We start from the raw sequence: 19,759 nt of genomic DNA, 5'->3' as shown, positions 1-19,759 counted from the left end.
CTATGCTTTTGGTATATAGCATTTGGAGGTGCAAGTATGATAGATTTTGAAAGTTTTAATAATAAGAAATTCGCATACAGTTGTCTCGCTCTTCTCAGAGAAAAAAGTTGTTTGAATGAAGCTGAAATTCGCATTTTAACGAGTGAAGATACATGTAAAAGGCTATTTAACTGTAGTAAATATCCGATATTATCAGAAGTCCCACTTGATAGTGGACTAGTAGATGCCGATTGTTATGATGAACTCGGTAGACAAAGATTTTATAAAGATAAAATATTTGCTGACGGACGAGCTTTTGTGGTGTCGAATCATTGGTACGGACCGAATAAATCCATGCCTGACAACAGAACACCTTTTCTACAATGGGTTTTAGAAAAAATAAAATATCAAATTTAATTTTTAGAACATCTACTTTGGTAGGTGTTTTTTTCATGCCTTTTTAAAGGAGGAATGCTCATGAATATCCCTTTTTTCTCGAGATTTATGAAAGCAAGAGATAAACCAACAAACTACTACAAAGGGTCTGACTACTCGTTTTTATTTGGGCCAACTACAAGTGGTAAACATGTCAATGAATTTACTGCTATGCAAACGACAGCTGTGTACGCTTGTGTGAGGATTTTATCAGAGGCAGTCGCTTCTCTTCCACTTCATGTTTACCGCTATAAAGGTAATGGAAAGGAAAAGGTTTATAAACATCCTTTATATCATTTGCTTCACGATGAACCGAACACCGAAATGACATCCTTTGTCTTTCGTGAAACTTTGATGAGTCATTTACTACTTTGGGGAAATGCTTATGCCCAAGTTATCCGTGATGGGGCAGGTCGTGTAGTGGCGCTGTATCCTTTATTGCCAAATAAAATGGCGGTAGAAAGAGATAAAAACGGAGAACTGTATTATATTTATACGCGATTTACTGATGAGAATCCAAACTTTAAGGATCATGGAACGGTGATTCTTCGAAGGCAAGATGTCCTTCATATACCCGGCTTAGGCTTTGATGGTTTAATGGGATATTCACCGATTGCGATGACAAAAAATGCAGTGGGTATGACAATTGCAACTGAAGAATATGGTGCAAGTTTCTTTGCGAATGGTGCGAATCCAGGTGGGGTACTAGAGCATCCTGGTGTGTTAAAGGATCCAAAGAAAGTACGTGATTCATGGAATGATGTGTATCGTGGCACAGCGAATGCCCATAAAGTTGCTGTTTTGGAAGAAGGAATGAAGTATCAACAGATTGGAATACCACCAGAGGAGGCACAATTTCTTGAAACACGAAAATTTCAAATTAATGAGATAGCTAGATTATATCGTGTTCCTCCGCATATGGTAGGGGATCTCGAGAAATCTAGCTTTTCTAATATCGAGCAACAGTCCCTTGAATTTGTGAAATACACACTCGATCCTTGGGTTATTCGATGGGAGCAAGCTATGCAACGATCTTTACTTCTTCCAAATGAAAAGAAAGAGTATTTCATTAAATTAAATGTGGATGGTCTGCTCCGTGGGGACTACCAAAGTCGTATGAATGGGTACTCGGTGGGCAGACAAAATGGATGGCTTTCTGCAAATGATATTCGTGAACTAGAAGATATGAATCTTATACCAGAAGAGGAAGGTGGCAATCTGTATTTGATAAATGGCAACATGACAAAGTTGAAAGATGCAGGAATCTTTGCTGCAACTGAGCCAAGTAAGGAAGACAACAGTGATAACAATGAAAAGAACACACAAAAAGAAAATAGGAGGAATCAGGGATGAAACGAAAGTTTTGGAACTGGGTGAAAAATGAGGGTGAAAGAACCCTCTTTTTAAATGGAGAAATTTCAGATGAAACTTGGTACGGGGATGAAGTAACTCCTAAACTTTTTAAGTCAGAATTGGAATCAATTCAGGGAGATATTACGATTTGGATTAACTCTCCTGGTGGTGATGTATTCGCTGCGGCACAAATCTACAATATGCTGATGGATTACCAAGGAAATGTAAAGGTCAAGATTGATGGTCTTGCGGCTTCCGCTGCTTCCGTTATTGCAATGGCTGGTACAGAGGTTCTAATGTCCCCTGTTGCCATGATGATGATTCACAATCCTATGACAGTTGCCATTGGTGATTCTAAAGAAATGCAAAAGGCAAGTGAGATGCTTTCAGAAGTCAAGGAAAGTATTATCAATGCTTATGAAATCAAAACCGGACTTGCAAGGTCAAAAATCTCACATCTCATGGATGCAGAGTCATGGTTTAATGCAAAAAAAGCTGTAGAACTTGGATTTGCCGATAGAATTCTCTTTGAAGCGGATGAAAAAGAAGAGGAGGAATTGGAGGCTGTCATGTTCTCAAGAACAGCGGTAACAAATTCACTACTTTCCAAACTTATCCCATCAAAACCAGAGAACAAAACACCAATTGAGCAGTTAGAAAAACGATTGAGTCTGTTGGCTCACTAACTAAAGGAGGAAAACAATATGAATACAATTCTTGAACTGAGAGAAAAACGTGCAAAATCTTGGGAAGCGGCAAAGGCATTCTTAGACAGTAAACGAGGTTCGGATGGTCTTTTATCTGCTGAAGATACCGCCACTTATGACAAGATGGAAGCGGATGTAGTAAATTTGGGGAAAGAAATTGACCGTTTAGAACGACAAACAGCTATTGATGCAGAACTTTCTCGCCCAACAGCTTCTCCTATTACAAATCAGCCTGGCGAAAAACCAGGAAGTGAGTCAAAGACAGGTAGGGCCTCTGATGTGTATAACCAAGTATTCTGGGATAACATCAGACAAAGAAACTTCTATGATGTAAAGAATGCCCTTCAGATTGGTACAGATTCTGAAGGTGGATATCTTGTGCCAGATGAATATGAAAGAACCTTGGTTCAAGAACTTGAGGATGAGAACATCTTCCGTAAGTTAGCTACTGTTATTAGAACATCCAATGGTGATCGAAAGATTCCTATTGTTACCTCCAAAGGTACTGCATCCTGGATGGATGAGGAAGGTGCATTTTTAGAAAGTGATGATGCATTCGGTCAGACTTCTATTGCAGCATACAAATTAGGGACGATGATTAAGGTTTCCGATGAACTTCTAAACGATAGTGTGTTTGACCTTCAGGCATATATTGCTGGAGAGTTTGGCCGCAGAATCGGTGCGAAGGAAGAGGAAGCCTTTTTCATTGGTGACGGAATTGGAAAACCTACAGGTATTTTTGCGGTTACTGGAGGTGCCGAAGAAGGTGTAACTTCAGCAGGAGCCAATATTGCCTTTGACGATGTAATGGACCTATTTTATTCATTAAAATCTCCTTATCGAAAGAAAGCGGTATGGGTTTTGAACGATTCTACTGTTAAAGCTCTAAGAAAGCTGAAGGATGGGAACGGTAATTATATTTGGCAGCCTTCTGTTCAAGTTGGGGTTCCAGATATGATTTTAAATCGCCCTTACCACACATCTAGTTATATTCCAGACCTTACTGCTGGAAACAAAGTGATGGCTTTTGGTGATTTTAGCTACTACTGGATTGCTGATCGACAAGGTCGTTCTTTCAAACGATTGAATGAATTGTATGCTGCAACTGGACAAGTAGGTTTTCTAGCCAGTCAAAGAGTGGATGGAAAGTTGATTTTACCAGAAGCAGTGAAGACCCTAACATTAAAAGTTTAATAGTGAAAAGGCGGTCTGTCTGATTGTTCGTGACAGTCCGCTTATTTCTCTAGGAGGTGATTCGTGTGTTAATCACACTTGAAGAAGCCAAATTATATTTGCGTGTCGATTCTTCCGATGAAGATGAATTGATTAACAGTTTAATTGAAACCTCTGAGAAATTATGTATGGATGTTGCAAGGGTAAACAGTGAGGTTTTAGTGGAAGAAGCCGCTACTACCCGTATCGCAGTTTTATATGCGATGGCATTTCTATATGAACACAGAGAGGAAGCGGACTATAAAGAACTATTGACTATGCTCCGTGTCTTGCTTTTTGGTGTAAGGCAGGAGGTATTTTGAAATGGATATTGCAGCTCTTAATGTCAGAATTACTCTACAGAAGAATACACCCAAGACTGATAGTATAGGCAATCATACATTGGATTGGGAGGATTATTTTTCCTGTTATGCTACGGTAAGTAATGGTACAGGTGGCGAAAAAGAAAACGCGGGAACTATCAATGAAACAGAAACGCTCCACTTTACTGTCCGTTGGTGTAGTGAACTGGCTGAGGTTGGATCAACTCGTTATCGTATCCTTTTCAATAACAAAATTTATGACATTGAATATGTTGACCCAATGGGTTTTAAAAAAAATAGCTTGAAGTTTAAGGCTGTTCTAATAAAGAGGTGATGTATATGGCTGAGCGAGTAACCATTGATGAAATGGCACAAGAAATCATGGATGGTCTTTTAGAATATGCTAACCTTGCATCCGATGAAATGAAAAAGTGTGTAAGAGCAGCTGGAACAACAGTAAGAAAGGAAATTAAAAAAAATGCACCAGTTGACACAGGAAAATATCGAGATAGTTGGACTGTAACCAAACAGAAGGAAAGTTCATCTTCATTAGAACTTGTGGTTCATTCCAAAACTCGGTATCAGCTTGCACACCTTTTGGAACACGGTCATGCAAAACGTGGTGGAGGAAGGGTTGCAGGAAAAGTCCATATCGCTCCTGCTGAGGAGTTAGGTGAAAGGGAACTTGTTCAAAATATTGAAAGGAGACTTAGGGAATGACCCATGATGAAGTAAGGACTTTAATAGAAGAAATGGGTCTGCCTTTTGCATATGATCATTTTGCTGAAGGGGAATCACCTAATCCTCCGTTTTTGGTATTTCTCTATCCGCGTTCCGCCAATTTTGCTGCGGATGGAACAGCGTATCACAAAATTAATCGATTAAATATTGAATTCTATTCCGATATTAAAAGTCCAGAACTTGAGATAAACATTGAATCTGTGCTAGAAAGGCACAGTATTTTTTATGCCAAAAGCGAAGTATGGATTGAATCCGAAAATCTGTATGAAGTGCTATATGAAATGGAGGTTTAAATTATGGGCAACAAAGTAAAATTCAATATCTGCAATGTTCACTATGCTCCCATAACCATCGGCACAAATGGTGAGTTGACATTTTCAACACCAGTAGTAATGCCTGGAGCAGTTTCTCTCTCATTAGATCCAAATGGTGAACCAGAATCGTTTTATGCGGACGGGGTTGAGTATTATATTATTTCCAACAACATGGGCTATGACGGTGATTTGGAACTAGCGATGATTCCTGAAAATTTCCGTACAGACATCCTTAAAGAAGAAGCGGATGACAATAAAGTTCTTGTGGAAAATGCCAATGTAGAAACAGGAAGTTTTGCATTGCTCTTTGAGTTTGACGGTGATGTTAAGAAAATCCGTCATGTACTTTACAACTGTTCGGCTAGCAGACCAAAGATTGAGTCAAAAACTAATGAAGAATCCCGTGAAGTTCAAACAGAAACACTTACCGTCAAAGCGAGACCACTTTCGAGCGGATATGTAAAAGCCAAAACAGGAGATAGCACAACTGAAACGGTCTATTCGGATTGGTACAAGTCTGTGTATATGCCGTCAATAACAGAGGAAACGGTGCCGGATCAAGGCGGAGCATAAGGAGGATGAAAGGATATGAGTATAATTCGTCATATTAATATTGACGAGAAGGAAGTTGCTTTCAAGGCTTCGGCAGCTATCCCACGTATTTATCGTCTAAAGTTTCAACGTGATATCTATAAAGATTTACGTTCATTGGAAAATAATGTAAAAGACAATAATGAAGAAGAGTCTGGATTGGATATGTTTAGCCTAGAGATGTTTGAGAATATTGCCTACATCATGGCGAAACATGCAGACTCGTCCATCCCCGATACACCTGAGGAATGGCTTGACAGGTTTAACACTTTTTCTATTTACCAGGTGCTACCTCAACTCATAGAACTTTGGGGACTTAACGTACAGACTGATGTTGAAGCTAAAAAAAAGTTCGCCCAACAGATCGTGAAATGACCACTCCATTGTTTTTACTAAGATGTATACAACTTGGCCTCTCCATGCGAGATTTGGAGTTGCTTTCCATCGGTCTAATCAATGATATGTATGTGGAAAGCAGCAATGATGATTTTAAATATGCAACAATAGCTACCCAAGAAGATATGGATAAATTCTAATATTAGCACTCTGCTGTTTGAAGCAGGGTGTTTTTTTACATAGGAGGTGAGAACTGATGGCAGGTCGCATTAAAGGGATAACGGTTGAAATAGGCGGAGATACTACCAAACTTTCTACGGCCTTAAAAGGAGTCAATTCTGAAATAAAGGGTACGCAGTCCCAGCTGAGGGATGTTGAAAAGTTACTGAAATTAGATCCTACGAATACGGAACTGTTGGCCCAAAAGCAACGACTTCTTTCAGATGCAATTAGTGGAACTAGGACTAAGTTGGAAACCTTAAGAACTGCAGCTAGTCAAGCAAATGAACAACTTGCAAGGGGAGATATTTCTAGAGAACAGTACGATGCCCTTCAACGAGAGATTATCGAAACTGAGCAGAGTTTAAGTGCCTTAGAATCACAGGCGAGAAATACCAATGTAGTAATGGCAAATATAAGTGAAGCTTCAAATAAGATTGGTGCTTTTGGAGAAGCAGCTACCAATGCTGGGACCAAAATGCTCCCATTAACGGCTGCTATTACAGCGGTAGGAGGGGCATCTGCCAAGTTAGCCATGGATTTTGAAGATGCCATGGCACAAGTATCTACCATTGCTGATACTGCCCAGGTTCCACTGGATGATTTGGAAAAATCCATTTTAGAATTATCCAATCAGACGGGAATTAGTGCCACAGAAATTGCAGCAAATGTTTATGATGCCATTTCATCAGGGCAACAGACAGGTGATGCGGTCAACTTTGTAACCAATTCTACTAAACTTGCAAAGGCAGGATTTGCAGACGCAGGAAGTGCCCTTGACGTTCTTACCACAATTATGAACTCCTATGGACTAGAGGCAAGTGAGGTAACCAATGTCAGTGATACGTTAATAAAAACACAAGACTTAGGTAAAACAACGGTAGGGGAATTATCCGCATCTATGGGTAAAATTATCCCGACTGCAAAAGCAAACAGTGTGGCTTTAGATCAAGTAGCAACAGGTTATGCCATTATGACATCGAACGGTGTTGCAACGGCAGAGTCGACAACTTATATGAACTCAATGTTAAACGAACTAGGAAAATCAGGAACAAAGGTATCGGACACACTCAAAGAAAAAACAGGTAAATCCTTTTCTGAACTGATGGCAGAGGGAAAAAGCCTTGGAGATGTGCTAGAGATAATAAATGGTGCTGCTAAGGAACAGGGGCTTGCGTTTACTGACCTTTGGGGTAGCTCTGAAGCTAGTAACGCCGGACTTATTCTTCTTGGAGATAGTGCTGAAGAATTTAATAGTACCCTCTCAGAAATGAGGGACGCTACAGGTTCTACTGATGCAGCATTTGAAAAGTTACAGACCAATTCTAATACAATCAACATCGCAATGAATCAGTTGAAAAATACAGCTATTGAATTAGGTAATACAATCATGAGTGTACTTGCTCCAATTATTCAGTCTTTGGCAGAAAAAATCAGTAGTTTTTCAACCTGGTTCTCAGGATTGAGTGAGGGAACAAAAACAATGATTTTACTGATTGCTGGTATTGTAGCCGCAATTGGGCCTGTGTTAATCATTATTGGACAAGTAGCTACAGGCATAAGTGCCATCATGAGTTTAGTAACAGTAGTTGGTCCCGCTCTTTCAGGACTTATTCCCATTATTGCAAGTGTTGGTTGGCCAATCCTTGCCATCGTTGCGGCAATTGTTGCAGTTATTGCTATAGGAAAGCTTCTAATTACTCATTGGGATGAAATTAAAGTAGCATGTGAAACGATATGGAATGCAATCAAAGATTTTTTTGTAGCAGTATGGGATGGAATAAAGGCAGTATTCCAAACAGTTGTAGAAGTCATTAAAACGATTGTTGAGACTTATTTTAATATCTATAAAACTATTATAGAAACAGTATTAAATGTGATTAAAGTAGTCTTTACTACAATATGGGAAGCAATCAAGGTGGTATTTACAACAGTGGTGGAAGTCATTAAAACCATTGTGACGACTTACTTCAATATTTATAAAACCATTATAGAAACAGTACTAAATGTGATTAAGACAGTTTTTGAAACGGTATGGAATGCCATTTCAACAGTAGTGACAACAGTTGTAAATACGATGAAGACTTTTCTTACTACAGCTTGGAATGCAATCAAGATGGCCATTACCACCGTACTGAATGCCGTAAAAACAGTGGTTACGACAGTTTGGAATGGAATTAGTTCTGCGGTTTCTACTGTCGTAAACGGTATAAAAAATACTATTTCTACGGTATGGAACACTATTAAAAATACAGTGACCATAGTTGTGAATTCAATCAAATCAACTGTTTCTAATATATTTAGTTCCATTTGGACTGGAATCAAAAACAGCATGAGCAATATCTATAACTCTATCAAGAGCGGCTTTGATAAGGCGGTTGGTTTTATTAAAGGGTTGGCTTCCTCAGCATATTCATGGGGGACGGATATCATCGATGGATTGGTGAAAGGAATTAGAAACAGTATTGGAAAAGTCGGAGATGCAGTAAAAAGTGTGGCAGATAAAATTTGGTCATTTCTTCACTTTTCTGTTCCAGAAGAAGGACCACTTACAGATTATGAATCTTGGATGCCAGACTTTATGAGCGGACTGGCTAAGGGAATTGAAAGAAGCCGTGGTCTGGTGGCATCCGCAGTGAAGGGTGTAGCACAAGAGATGGTCATTAGCCCCAACTTGCCGACCACAAAAGCTCAAACTTCGCAAACGGCATCTCTTGAAAACTTGAATAGCATCATGGGGAATATCAGAGAGAGTATTGGCACAATCCAAAATACAGGAGCAAACGGAGACATTGTTATACCTGTTTATCTTGGAGGAACATTGATCGATGAGGTCGTAGTAAACGCACAGACAAGACAGAATTTAAGGTCAGGAGGAAGATAATATGGCATTTGTTCAATATCTGAATTTTAACGGAACAGATCTACCTCTCCCTGATTCTTATGAAGTGGATATGAAAGATGTGGAGTCTGATGCCAGTGGGGAAACCGAAGCAGGAACAACTCAAAGGGACATTGTCAGAACAGGGATGTATATCATCTCTGTTTCTTTTTCTGTTAGCTCAAAATGGCTGAAAAGATTAACCGAATTTAAACAATTAAATAGCATTACTGTTAAATTCTTCGATCCGAATACGTTGGATGTGAAAGAAACAGAAATGTTTATAGATGGATACAAGGTAAGTCTTGTAAAGGATACTTCCAATTTAGGTCTTTGGAAAGTGAACTTTACGATCAATGAATTCTAGGGGGTGATATCCATGTATGCGGTTAGCGAACAATTCAAAAATGCCATACAGGATAACACTCGAAGCTATTATTGGGACGGGAAGATTACGACAAAAGATGGAAGAGAATTTTCTTTTACTAATGAAGAGATTGTTAAAGGGAGCGGCTACATTAGTAATCAATGCAGCGGCAGTACAGAAATTGAAATTGGTTCTGTTTATGCCGCTGAACTAGGTATTACACTATTTTCAAATATCGACCGATATAGTTTGGAAAATGGAACCATAGAATTGTTCTTCCATTTAGAAATAGCTTTAGATGTTTATGAAACGGTACCGATGGGGGTTTATGAAATTACGGAAGCGAACAGGACCGTCAAATGTCTAGAGATTAAAGCGTATGATTATATGTTACGATTTGACAAATCTTTTTCATTTGAGGTTTCAAATGGTACTCCCCATGATTTTATAGCGTTGGCCTGTGAAAAATGTGGAGTCGAAATGGCTCAAACAAAAGAAGAAATAGACAGTATGCCAAATGGTGCATTTGTTTTTGGTATTTACACTGAAAATGATATCGAAACATGGCGCGATTTAATCTATTACATTGCACAAGTATTAGGATGTTTTGCAACCATCAATCGAGTAGGAAAACTAGAATTCAGAAAGTATGGAAATGTTTCAGTAATGGATGTTCCTAATACGCAGAGATTTTCCAGCAGTTTCTCGGATTTCGTTACGAGATATACAGCGATTAATTCAACCAACATTCGAACTAAGCAAAGTGAATATTATGCGTTGCAAACTGATGATGCATTAACCATGAACCTTGGTGTGAATCCTCTTTTGCAGTTTGGTCTGATAGAAACAAGGACGACCATTCTTGAAAATATTTTAAACGATCTTTCGTTGATTAATTATTTGCCCTTTGATAGCACAACGATTGGAAATCCTGCATTGGATTTAGGAGATATCATCACTTTTTCAGGCGGACAGGCCGATGAAACACAAATTACAACGATCACAAAAATAACGTATCGAATAAACGGAAAGCACACTTTGAAATGTGTTGGAAAAAATCCACGGCTTTCAAGAGCAAAAAGTAAAAACGATAAGAATATTACAGGTCTTCTCAATCAAATAGAAGCGGGAAAAATTGTTGTGCATTCTTATTTAAATGCATCACCCTTCACGATTTCTACAATAAACACAGATATTATCAGCATTGAGTTTGCATCGAATGAAGATACGGATGCACAATTCAATGCTTCTATTTTGTTAAATGTGAAAGCAGACGTAGTTGAAAAAATAGGACAAGCAGTAGGAACGATAACGATTCCACCTCTTACTGAGGGTGGTGCAGAAATTAAACAAGATGAGAATTTCACGCTTTCTTGGAGTGAGGATGGTAAGGCAGTAATTGAAGTTACTTATAGTATCAATGATTTTACAATTACAACTTATCACCCAAAGGAAACTCTTGGATCTGGGGACCATATTTTGAATTTGTATTATCCGCTTACTGGATTGAAAGCAGGTACTTATAACACTTTTCGGGTAAGGCTTAAGATAACTGGTGGCACAGCCAAAATTGAGAGGTCCCAAGCAATTGCTGCCATAAGTGGACAAGGGTTGGCGGCTAGTAAAACTTGGGATGGTCGCTTGGAGTTATCTGATGAATTACCAACAGTTCGTGCTGGAGGTGGAATAAATCCAATATCGTTTGAAGATCAAGTTAATTACAAATTCCTCACTCCAACATTGTCGAACATTACTGAAGGATATCAGCTACTTTCTCTTGGTGGTATGCCAGTAGCTACTTTCGAAGAGGGACTACAAGTGAATCCGGTCATTATTAAGGAAACGATCACTGTGTCAGATAAAAATAAGATGGAGTATTCATCTGAATATGTGAATACTGTGGATCGATTTGAATTACAAACAAATTACAGTTTTATCAGTTCGGAGTTGTTGATTGATAGAGGTAGGTTATGTAAAGTGACTGCCAATACAGAGCAGTTTAGCAGAGTAGATGGTTTGGAGGTGGTTGTAAATGGCTAATTATAATAGTTTGGAACAGCTTCTTGCATCTACAGTCAACCTAGTGCAGTTGGTTAAAAACACGGCTTATGATGATTCTACGTTAACAATTGATGGAGTTGATTGGTTTAAATTTAATAATGTGGTTGCCACAAAAATCTATATCAATGGTAACAGTTGGTTCGGCTTTGGTGGTTCCAGTGAGCAACTGAAGGTTTGCAGACGAGATGCAAAGATGTATAACTTTTGGCGAGAAGAAGGAACGCTCTTTAACCACTTTCGTTTTCTTCGAATGAAATGGGATGGTTTTTCACGGTACAATAGCACCTCATCAGATGTAGCTCTCTGTTATGAGGTGTTTCTTTTTGATACAGGAGATATTTTTCTTAATGTGATTCAAGCACCTACCAATACTAGCTATCTTGGTACAAGCCAGTTAGTGTGTTCAGGTGGTACAAAATCCTTTGCTATTACTGCTGGTGCAACGGTACAAGTAACTTTCACTAGTTTAAATGAAGCGGGTAGCGACTATGAAATGACGTATGGACTAATTCCAATAGAACCGCCTTATAATAGGAAGTTTCTAGTTTCAGATATAGATGGAAGAATCTATACCATTGATATTAATAATGAAGAGCAAACCCTAGTTGAAATTGAGAATGTTACCGACCTCACAGCAGAATTATTTCAAACCTATGGAATAGATGATTTGCCAGTGGAATCATTGCTTATGAATCTCATAAGTCCAGGTATTTTGTTTTGGCAAGACTCAGAAAATGAACTACCTACTATTCAAATGGGTGTGACTGCTTTACCTCCAAACCAGACGGTATATACAGAAAATGTATCAATGGCAGATAGTACTATAAAAGGAATTGAAAATGTAACGATTGATTCAGATGATTTAACTCTTTTTGCGGTTTCTGTGGATGGAGGAATTAGTTGGTATGCCTATGTTGACAGTATATGGTCGCAATTGTCCGAAACTCAAAGTGGTATGACGAGATTAACCGTAGAAGGCATTGGGACAGATGCGTGGGCCCTCTTTGCAACTACAGGTCAGATGAAGTTTCGATTCAATTTGGCTGAAGGTAGTTACGTAAATAATATAACCATTCACTATCTAAATTAAGGAGGCGATAAAGTGAAGATTGTTGGAATGACAGAAATTGTCCTTACGGATATAAATACTGGGGAGATTGAAAGTATTAAAGATGAAAATATGGTAACCAACGCAGTAACCCAAGTATTTGATAGTAATATTGAAGGAATGTTTTTTAACATTGGTAATGAAGGTGGTACCACATGGACTGAAAATATTCTGCCGATAGCTGGATATGCGATGGGAGGGATCCTTCTTTTTAATGACCCTTTAGTGGAGAATGTAAATAATATCTATGCACCGACTGATAACCCTTGTATCGGTTATGCAAATATGGAGGTCAATCCGAATGCAAACACTATGCGTGGAAGTTTGAATATAGCGGAATCAGGAAAAATTGAAAATGGTTATAAATATGTATGGGATTTTGCGACAAGTCAGGCAAACGGCACAATTTCAGCGATTTCCTTGACCCATCGCAATGCTGGAATCGGTTACTGGGGTGATGCCTTTAGAACAAGTTCTAAACTCCTAGAGATGAAAAATGCGGAATATGAAAAAACCGGAGAGATTGCCAGTCGATATATTGATGTAGTCGAGGTGAACTTTGAAGGAAATTATTTTTATAGTATTTCAATGGACAACACAAATCAGATTTTGATAAAGAAAATCAGAAAGTGTTTTAGACAGATAGGACTGAACTTTACTTTGCTTCAAGATGGAGATGAGATACTTGAGACAATAAGCATAACACCTTCTGAATTTATCAATCCGAATGCTTCTAGTAATTATGGATATTTTGATTTCTTTGATGGAGAAGATGGATTCTGGTATGGCTTTTTAGGAACATCAAATTCAAGTGGAAGTGCAAAAATCAAATGGATTAAGATAAAAAAATCTGATTATTCCTTTACAGAGGGAAGTTGGACATTGACTAACGCTCAGATTTATCAAATCGGATATCATGTAAGTTATGCGTCAAATCCATACCGTTATGTGCAAAGTGCAATGAGAAATGGTTATTTGTATGTAATGAAGTATGACAAAACAGGTATGTATAAAATTAATGCCAATAACAGTGCTGATATTACGGAGATTTCCTTTGGATTTACATCTAGTATGTACGCACCAAATTATAGTTACACCTATATTTTTAGGCTATCGGATATCATTTGTGGTTCTGATTTTATCATTTATGCCGATGATCGTGTTCAGAAAACGGCTAATGGGAATCCGTTGGAATACTGCTGCACACCAGTATTCCAATACGGTCCTTATGGAATTACTTTTGGAAGGAAAGATTATGGTGGCTATAAGCTTTATAAAGGGTTATGGCTAATTACACCGTATCTTGCTACTATCAATAATTTATCAACTGCAGTTACTAAAACGGCAGATAAAACAATGAAAATCACTTATTTGTTACACGAAATACAATAATTTGACTGAGCAGTTGTCCTTTTGGGGATGGCTGCTTTTTTCATACAAAAAGGAATGGAAGGTGATGTGAGTGAAACAAGTCACGGAGTGGATTCAAATCGGATTTGCAGCGATTGGTGGATTTCTGGGTTATTTCCTGGGCGGATTTGATGGGTTTCTTTATGCTTTAGTGACCTTCGTGGTGATTGATTACATTACTGGATTTATGGTTGCTGTGATTGAGAAGAAGTTGTCATCAGAAATCGGCTTTAGGGGTATTTTCAAGAAGGTTCTTATTTTCTGTCTTGTAGGCATCGGTCATATGATCGACATGCACCTTATCCAAAGTGGAAGTGTGATCCGTACGGCAGTTATTTTCTTCTATATCTCAAATGAAGGAATCAGTATTATCGAAAATGCAGCATTAATTGGACTACCAGTACCAAAGAAATTAAAGGATATATTAGCGCAACTAAAAGATAAAGATGAGGAGGAAAAATAGTATGGCGATTAAAGTTTGTCTTGATGCGGGGCACTATGGGAAGTACAATCGTTCCCCAGGTAACCGGAATTATTACGAATCTGATATGGTGTGGAAGCTTCATTTATATTTAAAAGAACAACTTGAAAGCTATGGAATTTCAGTCGTAACTACTAGAGATAATCAAGAAACGGATAGAGGTCTTTATGAACGAGGGGCTGCATCAAAAGGATGCAGTCTCTTTATTTCTCTGCATTCAAATGCTACGGGGAATGACATGAATGAGAAGGTGGATTATCCCGTTGCCTATGTACTATTAAATGGTCGTTCAGATGATGTCGGTCTGAAACTTGCAAAAGTCGTGGAGGAGGTTATTGGAACCAAGCAGTCCGGCAGAACTGCCACGCGCCGTGGGAATAATGGTGAGTATTACGGAGTGTTGCGCGGTGCTAATGCTGTTGGAACTCCTGCGTTAATACTGGAGCATTCTTTCCACACCAATTCTGTAGTTACAAATTGGCTATTGAAAGATGATAATCTTAAGAAACTAGCAGAGGAAGAAGCAGCGTGTATTGCCGAGCATTATGGCATTAAAAAATTGAAGTCAACAGTAACAGATGAAAATAAAACAGCAACAGCATTCAAACCATATCTTGTACGTGTTTCCATTAGCGATTTAAATATTCGAAAAGGTCCTGGTACCAACCACAGCACAATGGGAAAATACACAGGTAAAGGTGTATTTACCATTGTCGAAGAAGCTGAAGGAAAAGGTGCTAAGAAATGGGGACTATTAAAATCTTACTCAGATAAAAGAAATGGTTGGATTTCCTTAGACTTTGCAAAGAAAATTTAAAAGTAGGTCGGGCAGATTGTATATTTGTCCGACCTTATTTTTTTCATTATATCTGTTTAGTCAGACGGATTTTTATTTAGGTAGAAACGGTTGTAATGCTTGATAAATAAAGGTTTTAGAGTGATGTATAGTACTACCAAAACGAAAGGAGGATGCAAAATGCGAGTGAAGATTATCAAACCGAAGGAAGAACTCTTGAAACCCAAGAGGTTAAAAGTTTGTGCCTATGCACGTGTTTCTACAGACAGTTTGAAACAGGAAGATTCGCTAGTAAATCAATCTGAAACCTATGAAAAACTGATTAAGACTAACCCAGATTATGAGTTTGTTGGTGTGTTTGCGGATCAAGGTATCTCTGGATACAGTGAAAAAAGGCCAGCGTTCCAATCTATGATTGAACGAGCAAAACAAGGGGAAATTGATTTAATAATTACAAAATCTGTTTCAAGATTCGCCCGTAATACTGTAACAGTTCTAAAGGTTGCAAGAGAATTAAAAGGACTAGGAATTGGGATTTTCTTTGAAGAACAAAATATCAATACTTTATCTGGGGACGGTGAGATGATGCTTGCCGTCCTCTCTTCTTTTGCTCAAGAAGAATCGAGGAGCATGAGTGAGAACAACAAATGGACTATTAAAAAGAAATTTGAACGTGGCGAGGTGCTTATCAACACAACACGATTCATGGGATATGGCAAAGATGAATATGGCGATTTAATCATTGACCAAGAACAGGCGAAAATAGTACGCAGAATTTTTGATATGTACCTTGGAGGCTTTGGTGTATTTAAAATAGCTGCTCAACTGAACAAAGAGAATATCCCTTCGCTAACAGGAGGAAAATGGCATGAAAGTACAGTAAGAGGGATGCTTGTAAATGAAAAATATAAAGGTGACTGTATTTTACAAAAGACATTCACCCCTGAAAATCGAAGGAATTCTACTGTCAGAAACAACGGTGAGTTGCAGAGCTATTATATAGAAGAAAACCATCCTGCCATCGTAAGTAAGGAAGATTGGGATAGGGTACAGCAAATCCTGCAAAAGCGTAAGGAACAAAGACGTATTGGGGCGGATGGACCTGATAAGTACAAAAATAGATATCCTCTTTCGGGTATGCTCATTTGCCCACACTGCGGTAAAAACTTAAGGCGAAGGCAGGTCCATAATAAGAAAATCGAGTGGTGGTGCTCCACTTATATGCAAGAGGGAAAATCCACCTGCAAAGGTGTAAAAATATCAGACGAAGAAGCAGCAAAACAAAATATCACAGAGCCAACTGTTATTGAGGAGGTAAAAATAGATGGCAAGAAGTATTACGGTTATACCCGCAAGACAGACTACGACAAGGGCATCAGAAACCAACCAAACACCCCAGAAAATAAGAATGGCAGCCTATTGCCGCGTGTCAACAGACCAAGAAGAACAGCTATCAAGCTATGAAAACCAAGTGAATTATTACAAGAATTATATTCAACAAAACCCCATCTATGAATTCGCAGGAATCTATGCAGACGAAGGGATTTCAGGTACTAACACAAAAAAACGTGACGAGTTCAACCGAATGATTGCTGATTGCAGAGCACATAAGATTGACCGTATCATAACAAAATCCATTAGCCGTTTTGCAAGAAACACCTTGGATTGTTTAAATTATGTTCGTGAATTAAAGGAACTTGGCATAGGGGTCACTTTTGAAAAAGAGAATATCGATACATTGGATGCTAAGGGAGAGGTGCTACTTACCATTCTTTCTTCCCTTGCACAAGATGAGAGCAGATCAATTTCGGAAAACTCAACATGGGGGATTCGAAGAAGGTATGAAAACGGTAAATTCGGAATGAGTACAAAGAGATTTATAGGATACGACAAGGATGGAAATGGCAATCTGATTGTGAACGCTGAACAAGCAAAGATTGTGGTGAGACTCTACGAAGAGTATCTTTCGGGAAAAACGGTCGATCACATCAAACGAATTTTTGAAGCAGATGGAATTAAAAGTTGGAACGGAAAAGCAAAATGGCAAGCAACAACCCTCCAAAGCATGCTTCTCAACGAAAAATACAAAGGCGATGCCATTTTGCAAAAAAGCTACACGGTGGACTTCCTAACAAAGAAACGAGTCAAGAATGAAGGGCAAATTCAACAGTACCATATTGAGGATAACCATGAAGCCATTATTGACCCTCTAATTTGGGAAGCGGTGCAGCATGAACATCAACGTAGAAGTAATTATTGCGAAGAACACGGTTTGAATGCATATTCACGCACTCCAGAATCAAATCCTTTTGCAGGAAAAATAATTTGCGGAACATGTAATCAAGCCTTCACAAGAAGAGGTTGGAAAACAGGTGATTGTTACCGAAAAGTATGGCAATGCCAAGAACGCTACCGAGCGAAAGGAGTCCAGGGCTGTACTAATCGGCATGTTGATGAGACCATTCTTGAGCAAGCGTTTATGATGGCTTGGAATGCCTTGATTGATAATAGAGATGAGATAAAGGCACGATGGGAGACACATGCTGAATTTGGTAACCCACTGGAGCAATATCGAGCAGTTCAATTCGCGGATATTACAGAAAACGCAAAACACATTACGGAATTTGGAATAGATTTTATGTTAAAGACGCTGGATCACATCACTATTTTTGAAAGTGGAAAACTGGTGGTCACTTTTATGGATGGGACGGAAATAGAATGCAATGGGGAATAGTACTATATAAAATTATGGCTGATTTGAAGTGTTTTTCAAGTCAGCCAATTTTTTTATTGTAACACATTTGTTTTGCCGGTGCTTGCTGCAAAATTTATTGCTTGTTTTTATTTTCGTGTGGCAGATTTTTAAAAATGCATTATGAAGTTCAACAATTTCACGTCCAATTTGTTGATTATGAATCGAAAAGAGTAATGGAGTTGTAAAAATATACGATATCTTTTCTACCATATTATTTAATGGGTTTTATTTTATCTATCTCTAAAAATTCAATTAGTTTTTGTGGAATTAACTCTTCACCAAAAGTTTCATTTTTATTTATTGCATCCCAAATCCCAAAACTATCTTTATCATTTTTATTGTAACCAATTACATTCTCTAATTTCGGTATATTAAAATGTATTTGGTCAGGTTTAGATTCCTTTATTAATCTCCAATTAGTTGTTATCATTGCTCTTTTTGTTGTAACACTCAACTCTTCACCTTTAAGGTTATATGCTTGGATTTTTTGGATTTCATTTTTATAAAAATTACTACTCTTATATTCATTTTCAGTATTAAAATCTAGTTTATAGATGAAATCGTCCTTAAAATCAAAATCGTTAATCACAAAAAAGTCTAGACCTAAGTGCTTGCAAAGCCTGATGAGTACCAGTGCTGTTATTTTACCGTGATGCGGAATTATGGCTATATTATTAAAATTTAGATAAGCATCTGCAAACTTTGCATCATTTGTTATTTCCAATATTTTTTTTCTTATAACTTCTTTATATACCAGCATATCATTTGGACCTTCAACAAGAAGTACTTTTCTGCTAAATATTATTTTATTTAAATTAGGCTCGATAATCTTAATGTAATTGTTATAGTCTCTAACTTGTTCTACTAATTCATCGTCCTCAATCTGTGAAACTGTAACTTCAGATGAAAAATCCGACTTAGCCTTATTATATTTTATTTCAGTTTGCTTACTATTTTCATCGAATTCTAACCTTATCAAACCTTTTGTATCGAAAATATCAATCATTTTATGTGAATGTGTAGTATAAATGACTTGATGATTATTTTCTGCTAATCCACATAATACAACTTTATAAAAATACTCTTGGTGATTTTCATGTAAAAAACTTTCGGGTTCTTCAAATAAAAATAGGCATTTATCATCAGAATTAGTTTCTGCTATGGCTTGTATTACAGCCATTACAAACATTGAAATATAACCGTCACCAAAATGTTCAATTGGTATCAAATTTTCAGAATCGCCATTCAATCCGATTTTGAACATCATTTCCAAAAAAATTTCTTCATAGTCTGGCAAACCAAATTCAATATTACAATTGTTATTTCTAAGATTCTTTGAATAATTAATTTGAATCTGTTTAATAAAAGCATCTAGTTTGGAATCTGTAAGAATATTTTTAGTAGAATCTTTTATTTCAGCTTTAAAAGTATTTTTTTCTTTAGCATATCTTTATCTGAATCTACAGTATTTTTAATATGTTTCGCAAGAAATGATGTTAGATTTCCCCAACTGGTTTTTTTAGTAGAAATCTCCTTTTTTATCTCATGGAAATTTATATAGAATATCTTATAGTATTTTGAAGCCCCAAATGCATTCCAATTTTTATCCTGTTGCTCCCAATCTTTGTAAGATTCGATTTTTGCACTTTCTATCTCTGTTCCATCTAAATCAATTTTAAGAAAATGATAT

Annotated in this window: 21 protein-coding genes and 1 pseudogene; 20 read left to right on the top strand and 2 right to left on the bottom strand. The window is 37.6% G+C overall.

Features of this window, described 5'->3' with window-relative positions; genetic code table 11:
- Positions 1–36: 36 nt before the first annotated feature.
- The 20 genes from OMHG_RS14390 (at position 37) to OMHG_RS14300 (ending at position 18,048) form a co-directional block, all read left to right on the top strand.
- On the top strand, positions 37–396 hold the full coding sequence (locus OMHG_RS14390; protein WP_010651594.1) for a hypothetical protein: 360 nt from the start codon (positions 37–39) through the stop codon (positions 394–396).
- A gap of 60 nt (positions 397–456) precedes the next feature.
- On the top strand, positions 457–1,767 hold the full coding sequence (locus OMHG_RS14385; protein ID WP_010651593.1) for a phage portal protein: 1,311 nt from the start codon (positions 457–459) through the stop codon (positions 1,765–1,767).
- A complete protein-coding gene (locus OMHG_RS14380; RefSeq protein ID WP_010651592.1) occupies positions 1,764–2,453 on the top strand; it encodes a head maturation protease, ClpP-related in 690 nt (229 codons plus the stop codon). The genes OMHG_RS14385 and OMHG_RS14380 overlap by 4 nt, the downstream gene beginning before the upstream one ends.
- Before the next feature lie 18 nt (positions 2,454–2,471).
- Complete coding sequence (locus OMHG_RS14375; protein WP_010651591.1) at positions 2,472–3,668, top strand: phage major capsid protein; 1,197 nt, start codon at positions 2,472–2,474, stop codon at positions 3,666–3,668.
- 65 nt (positions 3,669–3,733) lie between these two features.
- A complete protein-coding gene (locus OMHG_RS14370) occupies positions 3,734–4,009 on the top strand; it encodes a head-tail connector protein (protein WP_010651590.1) in 276 nt (91 codons plus the stop codon).
- A gap of 1 nt (position 4,010) precedes the next feature.
- Positions 4,011–4,343: a phage head closure protein gene (locus OMHG_RS14365; RefSeq protein WP_010651589.1), complete on the top strand. Its 333-nt coding sequence runs from the start codon at positions 4,011–4,013 to the stop codon at positions 4,341–4,343.
- 47 nt (positions 4,344–4,390) lie between these two features.
- Complete coding sequence (locus OMHG_RS14360) at positions 4,391–4,729, top strand: HK97 gp10 family phage protein (protein WP_237566203.1); 339 nt, start codon at positions 4,391–4,393, stop codon at positions 4,727–4,729.
- On the top strand, positions 4,726–5,043 hold the full coding sequence (locus OMHG_RS14355; protein ID WP_010651587.1) for a hypothetical protein: 318 nt from the start codon (positions 4,726–4,728) through the stop codon (positions 5,041–5,043). The genes OMHG_RS14360 and OMHG_RS14355 overlap by 4 nt, the downstream gene beginning before the upstream one ends.
- Before the next feature lie 3 nt (positions 5,044–5,046).
- Complete coding sequence (locus tag OMHG_RS14350) at positions 5,047–5,637, top strand: major tail protein (RefSeq protein ID WP_010651586.1); 591 nt, start codon at positions 5,047–5,049, stop codon at positions 5,635–5,637.
- 15 nt (positions 5,638–5,652) lie between these two features.
- Positions 5,653–6,030, top strand: coding sequence for a hypothetical protein (locus OMHG_RS14345; RefSeq protein WP_010651585.1), 378 nt, complete (start codon positions 5,653–5,655; stop codon positions 6,028–6,030).
- Positions 6,027–6,191: a hypothetical protein gene (locus tag OMHG_RS19115; RefSeq protein WP_187116591.1), complete on the top strand. Its 165-nt coding sequence runs from the start codon at positions 6,027–6,029 to the stop codon at positions 6,189–6,191. Before OMHG_RS14345 ends, OMHG_RS19115 begins: the two co-directional genes overlap by 4 nt.
- A 56-nt stretch (positions 6,192–6,247) precedes the next feature.
- Positions 6,248–9,094 carry a phage tail tape measure protein gene (locus tag OMHG_RS14340; protein WP_010651583.1) on the top strand — a complete coding sequence of 949 codons (2,847 nt, stop codon included), beginning with the start codon at positions 6,248–6,250 and terminating at the stop codon, positions 9,092–9,094.
- Between the two features lies 1 nt (position 9,095).
- Positions 9,096–9,458: a hypothetical protein gene (locus OMHG_RS14335; RefSeq protein WP_010651582.1), complete on the top strand. Its 363-nt coding sequence runs from the start codon at positions 9,096–9,098 to the stop codon at positions 9,456–9,458.
- Between the two features lie 12 nt (positions 9,459–9,470).
- Positions 9,471–11,498, top strand: a complete 2,028-nt coding sequence (locus OMHG_RS14330) for a hypothetical protein (RefSeq protein WP_010651581.1) — start codon at positions 9,471–9,473, stop codon at positions 11,496–11,498.
- A complete protein-coding gene (locus tag OMHG_RS14325) occupies positions 11,491–12,609 on the top strand; it encodes a hypothetical protein (RefSeq protein WP_010651580.1) in 1,119 nt (372 codons plus the stop codon). Before OMHG_RS14330 ends, OMHG_RS14325 begins: the two co-directional genes overlap by 8 nt.
- A 12-nt stretch (positions 12,610–12,621) precedes the next feature.
- Positions 12,622–14,019: a hypothetical protein gene (locus OMHG_RS14320; RefSeq protein ID WP_010651579.1), complete on the top strand. Its 1,398-nt coding sequence runs from the start codon at positions 12,622–12,624 to the stop codon at positions 14,017–14,019.
- Between the two features lie 70 nt (positions 14,020–14,089).
- Positions 14,090–14,500, top strand: coding sequence for a phage holin family protein (locus tag OMHG_RS14315; protein ID WP_010651578.1), 411 nt, complete (start codon positions 14,090–14,092; stop codon positions 14,498–14,500).
- A gap of 1 nt (position 14,501) precedes the next feature.
- Entirely contained in the window at positions 14,502–15,335 is an 834-nt protein-coding gene (locus OMHG_RS14310) for an N-acetylmuramoyl-L-alanine amidase (RefSeq protein ID WP_010651577.1), read from the top strand.
- A 159-nt stretch (positions 15,336–15,494) separates the two neighbouring features.
- Positions 15,495–16,778 (top strand): recombinase family protein, encoded by a 1,284-nt coding sequence (locus tag OMHG_RS19110; protein WP_010651576.1) that lies wholly within the window; start codon positions 15,495–15,497, stop codon positions 16,776–16,778.
- Complete coding sequence (locus OMHG_RS14300) at positions 16,723–18,048, top strand: recombinase family protein (RefSeq protein ID WP_044476999.1); 1,326 nt, start codon at positions 16,723–16,725, stop codon at positions 18,046–18,048. Before OMHG_RS19110 ends, OMHG_RS14300 begins: the two co-directional genes overlap by 56 nt.
- A 232-nt stretch (positions 18,049–18,280) precedes the next feature.
- Here OMHG_RS14300 and OMHG_RS14295 read toward each other — a convergent pair whose 3' ends face one another.
- Entirely contained in the window at positions 18,281–19,462 is a 1,182-nt protein-coding gene (locus tag OMHG_RS14295; RefSeq protein ID WP_390621687.1) for an ATP-dependent nuclease, read from the bottom strand.
- A gap of 17 nt (positions 19,463–19,479) precedes the next feature.
- Positions 19,480–19,759, bottom strand: a pseudogene (locus OMHG_RS18605) (OLD family endonuclease); the annotation flags it as partial.

The organism is Oceanobacillus massiliensis str. N'diop (assembly GCF_000285495.1).
Taxonomy (GTDB): domain Bacteria; phylum Bacillota; class Bacilli; order Bacillales; family Amphibacillaceae; genus Oceanobacillus; species Oceanobacillus massiliensis.
Note: the sequence above shows the minus strand (reverse complement) of the source record. Positions and strands in the feature narration are given on the sequence as shown.

Coding starts and splice junctions, on each gene's coding strand:
- OMHG_RS14300 (WP_044476999.1), top strand. CDS start 16,723: ATGGCAGCCTATTGCCGCGTGTCAACAGACCAAGAAGAACAGCTATCA.
- OMHG_RS14310 (WP_010651577.1), top strand. CDS start 14,502: ATGGCGATTAAAGTTTGTCTTGATGCGGGGCACTATGGGAAGTACAAT.
- OMHG_RS19110 (WP_010651576.1), top strand. CDS start 15,495: ATGCGAGTGAAGATTATCAAACCGAAGGAAGAACTCTTGAAACCCAAG.
- OMHG_RS14385 (WP_010651593.1), top strand. CDS start 457: ATGAATATCCCTTTTTTCTCGAGATTTATGAAAGCAAGAGATAAACCA.
- OMHG_RS14350 (WP_010651586.1), top strand. CDS start 5,047: ATGGGCAACAAAGTAAAATTCAATATCTGCAATGTTCACTATGCTCCC.
- OMHG_RS14330 (WP_010651581.1), top strand. CDS start 9,471: ATGTATGCGGTTAGCGAACAATTCAAAAATGCCATACAGGATAACACT.
- OMHG_RS14335 (WP_010651582.1), top strand. CDS start 9,096: ATGGCATTTGTTCAATATCTGAATTTTAACGGAACAGATCTACCTCTC.
- OMHG_RS19115 (WP_187116591.1), top strand. CDS start 6,027: ATGACCACTCCATTGTTTTTACTAAGATGTATACAACTTGGCCTCTCC.
- OMHG_RS14375 (WP_010651591.1), top strand. CDS start 2,472: ATGAATACAATTCTTGAACTGAGAGAAAAACGTGCAAAATCTTGGGAA.
- OMHG_RS14340 (WP_010651583.1), top strand. CDS start 6,248: ATGGCAGGTCGCATTAAAGGGATAACGGTTGAAATAGGCGGAGATACT.
- OMHG_RS14355 (WP_010651587.1), top strand. CDS start 4,726: ATGACCCATGATGAAGTAAGGACTTTAATAGAAGAAATGGGTCTGCCT.
- OMHG_RS14345 (WP_010651585.1), top strand. CDS start 5,653: ATGAGTATAATTCGTCATATTAATATTGACGAGAAGGAAGTTGCTTTC.
- OMHG_RS14390 (WP_010651594.1), top strand. CDS start 37: ATGATAGATTTTGAAAGTTTTAATAATAAGAAATTCGCATACAGTTGT.
- OMHG_RS14325 (WP_010651580.1), top strand. CDS start 11,491: ATGGCTAATTATAATAGTTTGGAACAGCTTCTTGCATCTACAGTCAAC.
- OMHG_RS14365 (WP_010651589.1), top strand. CDS start 4,011: ATGGATATTGCAGCTCTTAATGTCAGAATTACTCTACAGAAGAATACA.
- OMHG_RS14360 (WP_237566203.1), top strand. CDS start 4,391: ATGGATGGTCTTTTAGAATATGCTAACCTTGCATCCGATGAAATGAAA.
- OMHG_RS14380 (WP_010651592.1), top strand. CDS start 1,764: ATGAAACGAAAGTTTTGGAACTGGGTGAAAAATGAGGGTGAAAGAACC.